The sequence below is a fragment of the Clostridium sp. YIM B02569 genome (genome assembly GCF_022320765.1).
Taxonomy (GTDB): domain Bacteria; phylum Bacillota; class Clostridia; order Clostridiales; family Clostridiaceae; genus Clostridium; species Clostridium beijerinckii.
In genome coordinates this window covers 93,955-109,196 of record NZ_JAKJJX010000001.1, presented here as the reverse complement: position 1 = coordinate 109,196, position 15,242 = coordinate 93,955, and the positions used below count along the sequence as shown (strand labels likewise).

Annotated in this window: 11 protein-coding genes and 1 pseudogene; 11 read left to right on the top strand and 1 reads right to left on the bottom strand. The window is 28.5% G+C overall.

Annotation, left to right across the window (positions count from 1 at the left end; translation table 11 throughout):
• Positions 1-84 precede the first annotated feature (84 nt).
• The 4 genes from L3B96_RS00445 to L3B96_RS00430 all read left to right on the top strand — a co-directional run bounded on the left by L3B96_RS00445 (position 85) and on the right by L3B96_RS00430 (position 6,207).
• Positions 85-2,178, top strand: coding sequence for a cell division protein FtsA (locus L3B96_RS00445; RefSeq protein WP_238858550.1), 2,094 nt, complete (start codon positions 85-87; stop codon positions 2,176-2,178).
• 153 nt (positions 2,179-2,331) lie between these two features.
• Complete coding sequence (locus tag L3B96_RS00440; RefSeq protein WP_171780247.1) at positions 2,332-3,513, top strand: M20 family metallopeptidase; 1,182 nt, start codon at positions 2,332-2,334, stop codon at positions 3,511-3,513.
• Positions 3,514-3,606: 93 nt separating this feature from the next.
• On the top strand, positions 3,607-4,581 hold the full coding sequence (locus tag L3B96_RS00435) for an RluA family pseudouridine synthase (protein ID WP_011968720.1): 975 nt from the start codon (positions 3,607-3,609) through the stop codon (positions 4,579-4,581).
• A 9-nt stretch (positions 4,582-4,590) separates the two neighbouring features.
• Entirely contained in the window at positions 4,591-6,207 is a 1,617-nt protein-coding gene (locus tag L3B96_RS00430; RefSeq protein WP_238858549.1) for a polysaccharide biosynthesis protein, read from the top strand.
• 173 nt (positions 6,208-6,380) lie between these two features.
• Here L3B96_RS00430 and spoVB read toward each other — a convergent pair whose 3' ends face one another.
• Complete coding sequence (spoVB, locus tag L3B96_RS00425; protein WP_238858548.1) at positions 6,381-7,880, bottom strand: stage V sporulation protein B; 1,500 nt, start codon at positions 7,878-7,880, stop codon at positions 6,381-6,383.
• A gap of 188 nt (positions 7,881-8,068) precedes the next feature.
• On the opposite strand from spoVB, the gene L3B96_RS00420 reads away from it, so the two are divergent.
• The 7 genes and pseudogenes from L3B96_RS00420 (at position 8,069) to L3B96_RS00390 (ending at position 15,200) form a co-directional block, all read left to right on the top strand.
• Positions 8,069-8,899, top strand: coding sequence for a methyl-accepting chemotaxis protein (locus tag L3B96_RS00420; RefSeq protein ID WP_238858547.1), 831 nt, complete (start codon positions 8,069-8,071; stop codon positions 8,897-8,899).
• A 228-nt stretch (positions 8,900-9,127) separates the two neighbouring features.
• On the top strand, positions 9,128-9,958 hold the full coding sequence (locus L3B96_RS00415; protein WP_238858546.1) for a methyl-accepting chemotaxis protein: 831 nt from the start codon (positions 9,128-9,130) through the stop codon (positions 9,956-9,958).
• 251 nt (positions 9,959-10,209) lie between these two features.
• The gene (locus L3B96_RS00410; RefSeq protein WP_238858545.1) at positions 10,210-11,514 is read left to right on the top strand and encodes a hypothetical protein; all 1,305 of its coding nucleotides are present in this window, start codon (positions 10,210-10,212) and stop codon (positions 11,512-11,514) included.
• A gap of 155 nt (positions 11,515-11,669) precedes the next feature.
• Entirely contained in the window at positions 11,670-12,224 is a 555-nt protein-coding gene (locus L3B96_RS00405; RefSeq protein WP_238858544.1) for a hypothetical protein, read from the top strand.
• A complete protein-coding gene (locus L3B96_RS00400) occupies positions 12,199-13,857 on the top strand; it encodes a B12-binding domain-containing radical SAM protein (protein WP_238858543.1) in 1,659 nt (552 codons plus the stop codon). The genes L3B96_RS00405 and L3B96_RS00400 overlap by 26 nt, the downstream gene beginning before the upstream one ends.
• Before the next feature lie 264 nt (positions 13,858-14,121).
• Positions 14,122-14,364, top strand: a pseudogene (locus tag L3B96_RS00395) (acyl-CoA thioester hydrolase/BAAT C-terminal domain-containing protein); the annotation flags it as partial.
• Between the two features lie 464 nt (positions 14,365-14,828).
• Positions 14,829-15,200 carry a MerR family transcriptional regulator gene (locus L3B96_RS00390; protein WP_238858541.1) on the top strand — a complete coding sequence of 124 codons (372 nt, stop codon included), beginning with the start codon at positions 14,829-14,831 and terminating at the stop codon, positions 15,198-15,200.
• Positions 15,201-15,242 lie beyond the last annotated feature (42 nt).

Here is a 15,242-nt window from a genome sequence, read left to right as displayed (position 1 = left end):
AATTGGCTTATAATATATAATTTATAGTATATTTATGCAGGAGTTAAAAATATAAATAAAACAATAAAGGTTGGTTGTGTTTATATGGAATTAAAAAGATTTAATCAAAAGGATATAATTTTTGCCTTAGATATAGGAACTAGGTCAATTATAGGTACAGTAGGAATAGTAAAAGATAAGAAGTTCCAAGTTGTATGCGAGAAATATTTAGAGCATGAAGAAAGAGCCATGGTGGATGGGCAAATACACGATATTAATTTAGTGGCGTCTGTTGTTCAAAAAGTTAAGAATTATCTCGAAGATGAACTTGAAATACAGCTAAATGAAGTATCCATTGCGGCGGCAGGTAGATTTTTAAGAACTATTGATGTGAGAGCAGATATTGAGCTTAATGATGATGAAGAAGTTAATAAAGAAATCATAAGAAGTCTTGAATTGAGTGCTGTAAAAAAAGCAGAGGAGCAGATAGCTTCTACAACTGAAGGAAAACTATATTGTGTTGGATATTCAGTTAGAAATTTCTACTTAAATGGATTTTTAATATCTAATTTATTAGGGCATAAGGGAGAAAATATAGGTGCAGAAGTTATAGCAACTTTTTTACCTAGATCTGTAATTGATTCACTTTATGCAGTAATGAATAGGGTTAATTTAAAGGTTGTAAATTTGACTTTAGAGCCTATAGCTGCTATGGAAGCAGCTATACCTAAAAATTTAAGACTGCTTAATATCGCGCTTGTAGATATAGGAGCTGGAACTTCGGATATAGCCATAAGTTCTAAAGAAAGTATATCTGCATATGGAATGGTTCCAATGGCTGGAGATGAGATTACAGAAACTATTGTTCAAGAATATTTAGTAGACTTTAATACGGCTGAAAATATAAAAAGATCTATAGTAAAAGAAGAAGAAATAAAATATATTGACGTTCTGGGTATGGAAAATATAATATCATCAGAAAGTGTATACAAACTAATTGATTCTATTGTTATTAAGACTGGAGAAGAAATATCTAAAAAGATTTTAGAATTAAATGGGGGCAAGGCTCCAAGTGCTGTATTTTTAGTAGGAGGTGGAGCTCATACACCTGGAATTTTAGAGGCTATTGCTGATAAATTAAAATTACCACCTCAAAGAATAGCTATTAAAGATAGGCAGGCAGTGATAGAGTGTGTTTCAGATAATGATATGGGATCATCAGGTGTAACTGTTTTAGGAATAGCTTTAACAGCAATACGTAGTATGGGAAATGATTTTATTGATGTTATTTTAAATAATGATCCAATTAGTCTATTTAACTCCCATAAACATACTATAATGGATGTATTGCTTCAGGCGGGAATAAATCCATCGCTGCTTATAAGCAAAAATGGTAAAAGTGTCAGGTTTAACTACAATGGATGTAAAAGAATTGTTTTTGGTGAATATGGAACTAATGCAAAGATCACAATAAATGGAGAGGAAGCAACTCTTGAAACAGAAGTTAAAGCAAATGACAATATAATACTAGAATACGCACAGAATGGAAAAGATGCATCACCTAAATTATCAGAAAATATAAGAAACATAAATTCAGTTTCTATTTATTTAGATGATAATATTATGAATATAGAACCTGTAACGCTTGTTAATGAGAAAAGAGAAGAGTTAGATTATATAATAAAAAATGGTGATGAAATAAGAGTATTCTTACCATGTAAAGTTAATGAATTTAAGAAGTATATATTAAAAGAAGAGGTAATATTACTAAAAGGTGGAGAATACTTAGAAGATAATTATGAAATTTTAGAAGGTGATCACATTGTAATTAAAGCAATGGATTCACATATAGGACATGAAGAGGCTGCTAAGGTAAATGATAGGGAAGATTATGTAGATGTGATAGAAAGCGAAAATATAGAAAGTTGCAATGAAGAGAGTGAAAATATTAATTCAGATAAAATCGAAATAGCAATTGGTAGAGAAGAGTTTAGAAATATAACAGTTAATATCAATGGAGAAAATGTAGTATTGAAAGGAAAAGTTCAATATCTAATAGTAGATATATTTGAATATATAGATTTTGACTTAACAGTTCCAAAAGGAATAATTAACTTGAATTTAAATGGGGAAAAGGCACCATACACAGCAAATATAAAAGATGGAGATATAATAGAAGTTTTTTGGAGTGATAATTAAAGTTTATTATTTCTTAGAGCTAATGTTTTAAATTTAGGCATATTCAAAATTAAAATAAGTCGATATACGAATTTATTTTGTACAATTGGCATATTGTCTTCTTTAAATATGCTTAAAAATTTAATTATTATTAAATAAGGAGGAATTAGAGAAGTGATAGATTTCAAGAAAGAAGCCAATCTTATAAAAGACGAACTTATAAAAATAAGAAGGGATTTACATGAACATCCAGAACTTGGATTTGAAGAGGTTAGAACATCTAAAGTAATCAAGGATTTTTTAGAATCTAATAATATTCAGTATATTGAAGTAGCAAAAACAGGTGTATGTGGAATTATAAAAGGTACAAAAGAAGGAAATAATAAAACTATAGCCTTAAGAGGAGATATTGATGCACTTCCTATTAAGGATATGAAAACTTGTGAATTTAAATCAAAAATTGATGGAAGAATGCACGCTTGCGGACATGATGCTCATACAACAATACTTATGGGAGCAGCAAAGTTATTAAATAATAATAAAGATAAGTTTTCTGGTACAGTAAAGTTATTATTTGAACCTGCTGAAGAAACTACTGGTGGAGCTACGCCTATGATAAACGAGGGAGTTTTAGATAATCCAAGAGTTGATTGTGTTATTGGACTTCACGTTGATGAGGAAACAAAATGTGGCACTATAAAAATAAAAAAAGGTGTAGTCAATGCAGCCTCAAATCCATTTAGTATAAAGATAACTGGTCAAGGTGGTCATGGAGCATCACCGCATACTACTATTGATCCTATTGTTATTGCTAGCCATATTGTAGTAGCACTTCAAACAATAGTAAGCAGAGAAATATCACCAGTTAATCCGATTGTTATAACTGTTGGTACATTACATGCAGGAACTGCTCAGAATATTATCCCAGGAGAAGCTACCCTAAGTGGAATGATTAGAACCATGACAAAAGAAGATAGGGCATTTGCAATAAAAAGATTAAATGAAATTGTAAATGGGATTGCAGTTATGTCAAGAGCTAAAGCAGAAGTAAAAATAGAAGAAAGTTATCCTTGCTTATATAATGATGATGAGTTTGTAGATTTAATAAGTGATAGCGCAAATGAAATTTTAGGAAAAGAAAATGTTTTAGAACAAAAAGCGCCTAAAATGGGAGTTGAAAGTTTTGCTTATTTTGCAAATGAAAGGCCAAGTGCATTTTATTTTTTAGGTTCAGGAAATAAAGAAAAGAATACTACTGAGCCGGCACATAGTAATTTGTTTAATATAGATGAGGATTGTCTTCCAATTGGAGTTTCTATTCAAGCTTTGGCAGCATTTAATTATTTAACAAAGTAATAGTATTATTTTGCGATTTTATGTAAAATAAATTGACAATATGTTTAAAAAACTAGATAATGCTAAGGGTAATAAATTTAGGAGTGATTATATTTGAAAATAGAAATAGGTCCAAACGAGGCAGGTCAGAGATTAGATAAATTTTTAAGAAAATTATTAAAAGATGTGCCATTAAGCGCAATTTTTAAAGCTTTAAGAAAAAAAGATATAAGGGTTAATGGGACAAAACAAAATGAGAAATACTTCTTACAAGAAGGCGATGTAGTAGAAATAAAATACATACAAAGTAACAAAGAAGATAAAAAAGAAAAGTTTATTAAAGTTGATCCTAAAAGAATCAAGATTGCATATGAAGATGAAAATGTAGTAGTAATTGAAAAATGGCCAGATGTATTGGTTCATTCAGATAGCAATAATAGTGAAGAACCTACTCTTACAGATTATGTTCTTTCTTATTTAAATGATAAGGGTGATTATATTCCAGAAAACGAAATAACATTTACACCAGCAGCATGCAATAGATTAGATAGAAATACTTCAGGAATGGTCATGTTCGGAAAGACTTTCGAAGGTTTAAAAGCCATAAATGAAGCTATTAGAGAAGACGAAATAAGAAAATATTATTACGCTTTAGCAAAAGGAAAAATAAGAGCTGGACTTTATGAGGCGTACATATTAAAGAATCCTGAAACTAACACATCTAAGATATACGACACTGAGGTTAAGAACTCAAAAAAAATATCGATGGAAATAAGTATAGTGGAAAGCAATGGTGCATATTCACTTTTAGAAATACACTTAATTACAGGAAGAAGTCATCAAATTAGAGCACATTTAGCACATTTAGGAAACCCTATAATTGGAGATAATAAATATGGAGATAAGAAATTAAATTCATTTTTTGAAAGTAAATATGGTCTAAATTTTCAGTATTTATATGCTTATAAGTTGAATTTTAGAAAAATTAATGGAAAGTTAGAATATCTAAAAAACAAGACTATAGCATCGGCATTACCTCCAATATTTAAAAAAATAAAGCAAGATGTATTTAAGTTCTCACTTAGATAGGAGGTAATTATGGAAGATCAATCAGCCAATAGTAGCAGAGGCTTTTTAATTCTTTCAATAGCAGGGCTTTTAACCAAAGTTATATCAGTTTTTTATATACCACTGCTTCAAAGAATAATTGGGTTAGATGGATATGGAATATATCAGAATTGTTATGAAGTGTTTTTATTTGTATATGCAGTCACCAACTTAGGGACTCAACCAGCTATTGCTAAGGTAGTTGCAGAGCTTACAGCATTAGGAAAACCAAACGATGCTGTAAGAGCTCTTAAAATATCAAGAACTCTTTTATCTTTAGTTGGTGCGGTATTAACTATATTTTTAATGCTGTTTGCTTTTCCTATTGGAAATATGATTGGAAACCCAGCAGCTTCTTATGGAATTTTGATGCTTGCGCCAAGTATATTTGTTACATCGCTTTTATCATCGTATAGAGGATATTTTCAAGGAAGAAATAGTATGACTGCAATTGCGGTATCACAAGTATTGGAACAAGTAATAAATATCGCAATTAGTTTAGCTTGTGCATATTTCCTAGTACATATAAGTGTTGAATATGGTAGTGCAGGGGGAACTATAGGTACTTCCGTAGGTGCTTTCGTTGCATGTCTATATATGGTATATGTTTATGGAAAGAAGAATTTTGAAGAAGATTCTATGTATGCTCAACAAAATGTTAAAAGAGTAAGAACTAAGCATATCATAAGAAAGTTAATTAAATATGGTTTACCAATAACATTAAGTTCAGGGCTTCAGAATTTTGGTAGCTTAGTAGATATGGTGAACGTAAATAGTAGATTAGCATTTGCAGGATTTAATTTACAGCAATCCCACGTGCTTTATGGGGTTCTTGGGAGATATAAGACCTTATTATCTGTTCCATTGATAATAGTTACTGCCCTTGGGACAACCGTATTACCGGCTGTTTCGGCAGCTATGGCATTAAAAGATAAGAAGGAAATAAGAAGAAAAACTTCTTTTGCTTTTAGAATAACATTAATAATAACAATACCAGCAGCTGTAGGCCTTTCTTGCTTAGGGCAAGAGGTTTTTGAATTGCTTTATGGAACTGATCAAGGATTTGAATTAATGGTAATGGGATCAGTAGTTTTAGTTCTAATGGCCGTTGTGCAAATACAAACAATAATACTTCAAAGTATGAATAAGCTTTATTATGTGCTTGGAACATTTAGTATAGGTATAGTAGCTAAAATAATAGCAAATTACATATTAGTAGGGATACCAGAAATTAATATTTTAGGAGTAGTAGCAGGAAACTTTTTATGGTTTGCAATACCAATGATCTTAAATAAAAGAGCATTAAAAAAGGCACTTAGAGTTAAGATTCCTCTTTTTAGAAGTGCAGTTAAACCTCTTTTTGCTTCTGCAATAATGGCAGGTATAATATTTATTCTGAAGACACCAACATCAGTTATACTAACATTAACTAATGGAAATATTTTCTTGAAAGCAATCACAACGATTTTAATTATTTCTATAGCCGGTTTTGTTTATTTATATTCAATGATGCTAATAGGTGGAATAAAAAAGAATGATATTGACAGCATATCACCTAGAATATTTAACTATTTACCTAGATTTTTGAGAAAAAAACTTCAAAAGTAAAGAATGGGATTTAACTATAAACATTTAGTCAGTGTATTTATAATATCTAATATGGCCAGACGGCTTGATAGGATTATATAATGTACACTAGCAAAAATTATAGTTAAATCCCAATTTGCTTTAAGTAAGAACAAAATCTTATTAAGCTAAACTATATAAATAACTCAGATATATTAATATTCATTTTCTCCAAAGGTACCAAGGTACGTAAAAATTAAGAAAACAAGACCCATTATAATAAAGTTATTTATGATCATAGAATTAGTGAACATATGTTTTGAAAATATGTTTATAATTAAGAAAGTTAAAAATCCAAGTAATATATATATTACTATATTAAACTTGTTTAAATTAAGTTCAATATGTTTGTTAACCTCGTACATATTGAGAATAAAGCCAATCGTACACGCTACAAGCATAGTTAAACTATAACCAAATATATTAATTGAATGAATAGCAGTAAATATGTATAAACATATCAATTCAATTACAGCTTCTATTAATGAGTTTCTTAAAATTATCCCTTGTCTATTAAGTCCATTTAGTATTCCAAACATAGTTACTGCAGGAAAGAATATTGGTGCAGTAAGTGAAGCAAATCTAATATATAAACCTAAGTCATTTCGCCCATAAAACATCTCACCAAGGCTATGGGGAATAACATTACAAATTATTGTGGTCGCTATACCAAGCAAGAAAGCAACTTTAAGGACCTTTCTTATTCTAACAGAGGCTTCATATTGTTTTCCTAAAACTAGACTTTGAGAAAGATCTGGAATTAATAATGTATTAATTGTTGAGACTACAATTAACGGTATTGTTATTATGCTAAGAGCCATCCCAGTATACTTACCTATCATACTTAAAGCTTCAGTATAAGTAAAACCAGCTACTAGTAAACGCCGAGGAACAATTAGTGTTGCAAGAGTTCCTAGAATATTAGTTAAAAAACCATTTGCACAAAGTGGAATTGCTATAATTACCACATCAAAGAGAAGTTGAAATCTGCTTTCAGTCTTTTCATAAGAAATAGGCATTTTTCTAATAGAGTATTTGTAGTAAATATAGAGGAAAAATAAGCTTTGAAATTCACCAATGCATAATGCAACTGTAGCTAATGTTACCATACCTTCTAAAGTATTAGCTTTAGTAAAAAATATAAGCATACTTACAGTTAGAATTCTCATGGCTTTTTCAAAAATATCAATTATAGCTGGCACTGTAATCTTAGAAGTTCCGTAAAAGTATCCTTTAAGTATATTTGAAATTGCTATACATACCATAGCTGGACAGATAACTTTTATTGCATTTATAGTACGAGCGTCATTTACACCGTATTTACCAATTAGTGGGGCACATATAAATACTAGTATACCTACCAAGAGTGCCCAAGATATATTAAATAATGAAACAACTCTAATTGTTTTTTCTATATTTTTATGTTCCCCTTTTTGTGCATAGACAGCAGTTATTTTAGATATAGAAGCAACTATCCCTGCAGTCATAAGACATATAAATAAATTGTAAATAGGCATAACCAAATTATAGAGCCCCATTCCTTCGGCTCCTAGGACTTTAGAAAGATAGATGGAAAATATAAAACCGAGTATACCCGTAGTCACGTTAGAGGACACTAATAAAAAAGAATTTTTTAAAAAATTATCTTTGCCCAAAGTTCATTCACTCCTTTAAATTACTTTAAATAATATTCAAAATGATAACTAAATATGAATTTGAAAATTTTAGATGTAAAGGTAATATAATATAGAATAAAACAAATATTTACAGAAAAGTACTAAAAAGATATAATTATCTGTGGCTAAGTTATAAAAAAACAATTGTACTAAATGGGGGAAACATAATGAACAAAATTTCAGATAACGATATGATAAATTTTTTCTATAATGCATTACCATCTATAGGAGTCCTTTTTGATGAAGATGTATCTATGGCATTAACTGATACTAAGCAATATTTATATACAAAGTACAGCCCTAAATTGGAATTAAACACAAATAAGGGAGATATAATTCCAGAAGGAGGAGCTATAATTGAAGTGTTGAGAACTGGGAATAATATGATAAAAGTTGTACCAGAGCATGTATATGGAACTGCTTTTAAATCATTTGCAATTCCAATTAAAGAAGAGGGTAAAGTTGTAGGTGTTTTTGTCGTAGGAAAAAGTTTAGAAAGAAAAAATGCTGTGATGAGCATAACTAAAAATTTAACGGAAACTTTATCACAAATATCAATAACTATAAACGAAGTTGCAAAAGATGTACAAGAGTTAGCGACAATGAATGAAGAATTATTATTGGAAACTAAAGAAACTAATGAAAAGACCAAAGATACAGATAATATAGTAACATTTATTCAAGGAATTTCATCACAGACAAATTTATTAGGGTTAAATGCTGCAATTGAAGCGGCTAGAGCTGGTGATGCAGGTAGAGGGTTTAATGTTGTTGCACAAGAAATTAGAAAACTATCTAATTCTTCAAATGAGTCAATAAAACAGATAGATTCAGTTATAAAACATATATCAACATCAATAAATAGCATAAATGATGGTTTAATTAAATCTAATAATGTCTCACAAAGTCAATCAGCTGCATTAGAAGAAATAGCAGCATCTATAGTAGAGTTAAACTCAACAGCTAAGAAATTAGGAGAATTAGCTGAAAATCTTTAATTTATGGAATATTTATTAACATATATAAATGTGTTTACATAGTTAAAAAGAATATAGAAATTAGTAGGAGTAATAATACATATATTTTATGTGAGTTATTGCTCCTATTTTAATATGTAAAACAAAATAAAATAAAATGAGACAAATATTTACAAGGAAATGTTAAGAAGATATAATTATCTAGACCAAATCTATAAAAAAACAATTGTATTAAATGGGGGAAATATAATGAACAAAATTTCAGATAATGATATGATAAATTTTTTCTACAATGCAGTACCATCTATAGAAAGTCTTTTTGATGAAGATATAGCTATAGTATTAACTGACACTGAGAAATATTTATATACGAAATATGGCCAAGAATTAGTGTCTAATGTAAAAGAAGGAGATCTAATACTTGATGGTGGTGCTATAGTTGAGGTAATAAGGACAGGTAGAAATATAGTTAAATTTGTTCCAAAACATGTATATGGTGTTGAGGTAAAATCATTTGCAATTCCTATAAAAGAAGAAGGTAAGGTTGTTGGAGTTTTTGTAGTTGCCAAAAGTCTATCTAAGAAAAATGCTGTTACAGATATCACGAGGAATTTAACGGAAACTCTTTCACAAATATCGATAGGCATAAACGAAGTTGCAAAAGGTGTACAAGAGCTGGCTACAATGAATGAGGAACTATTATTAGAAACTAAGGAAACTAATGAAAGAACAAAAGATACAGATAATATAGTGACTTTTATTCAGGGGGTTTCATCACAGACAAACTTATTAGGATTAAATGCTGCAATTGAAGCGGCTAGAGCTGGCGATGCAGGAAGAGGATTTAATGTTGTTGCCCAAGAAATTAGGAAACTATCAAATTCTTCAAATGAGTCAATAAAACAGATAGATTCAGTTATAAAACATATATCAACATCAATAAATAGCATAAATGATGGTTTAATTAAATCTAATGATGTCTCACAAGGCCAATCAGCTGCATTAGAAGAAATAGCAGCATCTATAGCAGCGTTAAACTCAACAGCTAAGAAATTAGGAGAATTAGCTGAAAATCTTTAATTTATGGAATATTGATTAACATATATAAACATCTCTTTACATAGTTAAAAAGAATATAAAAATTAGTAGGAGTAATAATCCATATATTTTATGTGAGTTATTGCTCTTATTTTAATATGTAAAACAAATAAGATTTTTAAAGAGAGGTCTTATTTTATTAAATTTACAATATAAATTTAATATGGATATTATGATTTGTACATAAGAAGTATTTTTAGAATTTAATTATAGAGGTAAAGGAGGGAAGTGTAGTGAAAAGATTTCTAAAGTTTTTGATTATATCAATTATAATAGTTGTATTAGCTTTTGCTGTATTTAAATTATCTAATGAATATAGGATGAATACATTAAAAAATAATGTTAGCTGGAGTGTTGTTTATAAAAATTGTAAAGATTCTGTAGCTTTTGAGAAAGATGAAAACCAAAATACCTATATAGCTTACAATAATTATATTAAAGTTATTAAAATAGATGGTAGGGAAGAAACTTTATTGGAGGATAAATCCTTAGAAATAGAAAACTTGCTTTATTATAATAACAAATTGTATTTTATTTCTAAAACAGATTTATATGAATATGATTTAGCATCAAAAAGTTTAAAAAGCATTTTAGGGAATATACCTAGTGAAGGGAAATATTTGGATAGGAATTTAATTATAAAGGATTCAAAATTACTTTTAGCGATAGGAAGTGCTACGAATTCAGGAATAGCATCTAATGATAGCGAGTATTCGCAGAACAAAATACCTTATGATAAAAGCTCTATAGATGTAACATTAAATGGATTCAATTATGGTGAAAAGAAAACAGGAGCTTTTATGCCATATGGAAATTCCAGTGAAGGAGGGCAAAAAATAAAAGCCCAGAGTATAGCAAACTCTTGTATAATTGAAGTGAATCTAGATAATGATAAGACATCATTATATGCTTCAGGAATAAGAAATGTAAAGGGATGGGATCTAGATAGTGAAGGAAATCTAATTGGAATTGTTGGTGGAATGGAGAATATAGGGGATAGGCCTATTAATAGAGATTTTGATTATTTGTATAAACTAGATAAAGGAAAATGGTATGGTTGGCCTGATTTTAGTGGTGGAGATCCTATAAGTTCACCAAGGTTTAAAGGGGAAAAATTAGTATCACCTCTTATTGCTAATCCTCCTAATAAAATAGTTCAAGCACCTATATATCAATATTCAGAAGTCAGTGCTATAAGATACTTAGCCATAGATAAAGATGGAAAAATATTAGAAAAGAATTCGAATGTATATTTTAATAGTAAAGAGAACCTTATAGCTGGAATAAATTCAGAAAGTGTTGTATATGACTTATTAAAGTTAAAAGATAAGAGTAAAATACAGGGAATTAAATATTCAGATGGAGATATTTATATATTAGATAGTGGAATGGGCTGTATATATAAATTGCAATCTAATAATTTTGGATTAAAATTTAATCTTCCAAAACCAATTTGGATATTCATATTTGTATTTCTGTTTATATTAACCTGCTTAATAATATTTAAATTTTATTCTAAGCATTCATATAAAAAATAATAAAAAAGAGTTTGAGCTGTCTTAAGTGATGTTTTATCAACTTAAGACAGTTTTATTATTTAAGTAATCTAATAAACAAAAATAATTTATATTCAAATTTATGGAATAAATGCTAAAATATAATAAAAGGTATTAGTGATAATGGAGGAGATGTTATGGGAAAAACATTAGTAATTAATTTAGAGGATGTTATATTTCAAGGAGACATATTGGATGTAGGAGAAAAAAATCTTGGTATAATATATAATATATCAAAAGAAGCAAAGGATGAGATATCATTAGATTATGTATCTAGCGACAGCAAAGTAGATCTAAAAGATAGAAAATACGATGCATGTACATTTTTCTTTGAGTTAAATAAAATATGGACTAGTTTGGAGAAGGAAAGATTAATAAGAGAAATAAGTTCATATATAAAAGAATCTGGTGAAATATTTATTTGGGATATTAACAAAGAAAGGGGGAAAATATTTAATAATAAGATAAAAGTAATATTACAAAATGAAAAGGTTAAGGAGTTTACGTTTAAGAATTTAAATGTACTTTTAAGTTCTAATATTGAAGAAATAAAAAAAATTCTTGAAAAATATTTTGAAATAGAAGAAACTAAAGCATGGGAAGATGTTTTCTTCATAAAAGGAAAGAAACTGAAGACTAAAGCTGAAGTAGAGGAGAAAATTAATTATGAAGGTATTAATCACAGCAGTTGACTCTAAATTCATTCATAGTAATTTAGCAGTTAGATACTTAAAAAGTTTTACAAGAGATATGGATTATGAAAGTAAAATAAAAGAATTCACTATAAACGATAGGGAAGGTAGAATACTTGAAGAAATAATTAAAGAAAAACCAGATATTGTAGCATTTTCAACATATATTTGGAATGTTGAACTTGTCTCAAGAGTGGCTAATTTGATAAAGAGAGTGGATTCTAATATAGAAATCTTATATGGTGGACCAGAAGTTTCATTTGACTCAAGAAGTTTCTTGAAAAATAATGTAGGAGAATATGTTATTGAAGGGGAAGGAGAAAAAACTTATAGAGATTTTATTCTATATAAATTAGGTAAAATTAAACTGGAAGATGTCAGAGGGCTTCATTATAAAGTTAATGATATAGTTTATTCCAATGAAAAGCGTCCACTTATGTCAATGGATGAAATAGTTTTTCCATATGAAGAAAATGAAGATTTGACTAATAAAATTGTATATTATGAGGCTTCACGAGGGTGTCCTTTTAACTGTAAATACTGTCTTTCATCTACAAGTCATGGAGTTAGATTTTTAGATATTGATAGAGTATTAAAGGATTTAATGTATTTTATAAATAAGGAAGTTAGATTAGTTAAATTTGTTGACCGTACATTTAACTGTAATTCTAAATTTGCTATGGCAATATGGGATTTCTTAATAAATCAAGATACGAATACTCAATTTCATTTTGAGATATCAGCAGACATATTAAAGCCACAGGAAATAGAACTTTTATCAAAAGCTCCAAAAGGAAGATTTAGATTTGAAGTTGGTGTTCAAACCACTAATGACGAAGTTTTAAGAAATATAAATAGATTTGTTAATTTCAGTGATATAAAAGAAAAAGTCTTAGAAATTGAAGCATTAAGAAATATAGATCAGCATTTAGATCTAATAGCAGGACTTCCAGGAGAAGATTATGAATCTTTCAAAAAGTCTTTTAATGATATGTATGAAATAAAACCAGAGGAAATACAACTTGGTTTTTTAAAGTTATTAAAGGGATCTTCTATGAGAGAAGATGCAGACAAATATGGAATGGAATACTCACCATATCCGCCATATGAGATATTAAAAACGGATAAGATCTCATACGAAGAGTTATTAAAACTAAAAAAGGTAGAAGAGATGGTAGATAAATATTATAATTCTCAGAAGTTTAATCATATAATTAGATATTTTGAGAGAAAATTTGAGTTACCATTTGATTTTTATTATAGTCTAGGAATGTTCTTTGAAGATAAAGGTTATTTTAGCAAAAACATAGGAAATGCTGAATACTATAAAGTATTTTTAGATTATAGTGAAAGTGTATTACAAGAAAGTAACAAATATTTAAAAGAGATTATTAGATTTAATTACTTAATATTTAATAAGAAACGTGGTCTTCCAGAATTTTTGAGAAGTGGCATGGAGAAAGAGGAAGAAAAGAGTATAAAAGAAAAACTTAAAGAACAATATTCATTTAAAGAATATCATTTAGAAAAGTTTAAAATTAACATAGAGAAATATATTGAAACTGGAGAGATGTTAGAAGAAGATACTTATTATTTATTTAATGATAAAGCTGATTGTATTAGGTGCATGTAGGTAATACAAAAAAATATTTAGATTTATTTATGTAAGTTAAAAAACAGAAGAATTATTTGAATATAAGAAAGAGTAACATACATAGGAATAATATGAATGTTACTCTTTTGTGTAATTATATAATAAACATATGGGGGAGAGCGTAGTGGAAAATAATTGTACAATAAGTATTTTGCCTGAAACATCAAAAGTTGATGAACCTGTAACAGTAAAAATAAGTGGACTTAAAAAATGAAAGAGTATTAATTCGAATCTTTAAAAGATAAAATTTGGCCTTCTAAAACTCACTGTGAAATAATCGTGGAATTGCTTAGAAAAGCTCATTTTAAACATGAATATAAACATATCACATACGAAAAATCTGGACATATGCTAACTGTACCGTATCAATCTATATATTCTTCAAATAAATATCCAGACGATATAGATGGTTTTGCAAAGGCAAATATAAATTGTTGGAATGAAACTATAAACTTTATAAACAAATGGTCAAGACAAGATATCTAATAAGGAGAATGATTTACCCTAGAAAATGTATCTAAATTATTGAAATGGCTCCAACCCCTGATGTTTCCTATAAATATTTATATATTTTAATAGTTAAATATTAAAGTATATAAATATTTAACTATATATGTTTGAAAATATATATCTTTGATAATATTTAAATATAAACATATGTTAATATTTAAATTTAAATCTATTGTTATTTTAAGAAAATCTGATTTTGAATTAAATGAATGGCTAGGATATAATGATATGACAATCAATCATCTTTACACTTGAATTGTAATTAAAAAGTGTAAAGAGTTTTTTTGTTTATATTTATAACTATTGAAGATCCGAAAAAACATCTTGACTTGGAGTTAACTTCAAGTGATAAGTTATATATGACAATAAAGATAGAAATAATGTATTCCTAAAAAGAATTGGATTGTAAAATTTCATTAAGTATTAAGGAGGTGATTTTTATGACAATTACTGAAGTAAGTCAAAAGTACGATATAACGGCAGATACACTGAGATATTACGAAAGAATCGGTTTGATTCCGCCGGTGTCTAGGAATTCGAGTGGTATAAGAGATTATACCGGGGAAGATTGTAATTGGGTTCATTTTATGAAGTGTATGCGTGGAGCAGGGCTTTCTATCGAAGTATTAATAGAGTATATATCAATGTTTCAAAAAGGAAGCTCTACAATTAATGCAAAAAAGGAACTTTTGATAGAACAACGCGGTAAGCTTGCCCAAAAGATTAAAGAAATGCAGCAAACCTTGGAACGGTTGGATAATAAAATTGATGGATATGAGGAGAGGATGCTGGCAAAGGAAAACAGTATTTAGCCGATTCATAATAAAGCATTTTTTATGAATTACTAAATATAA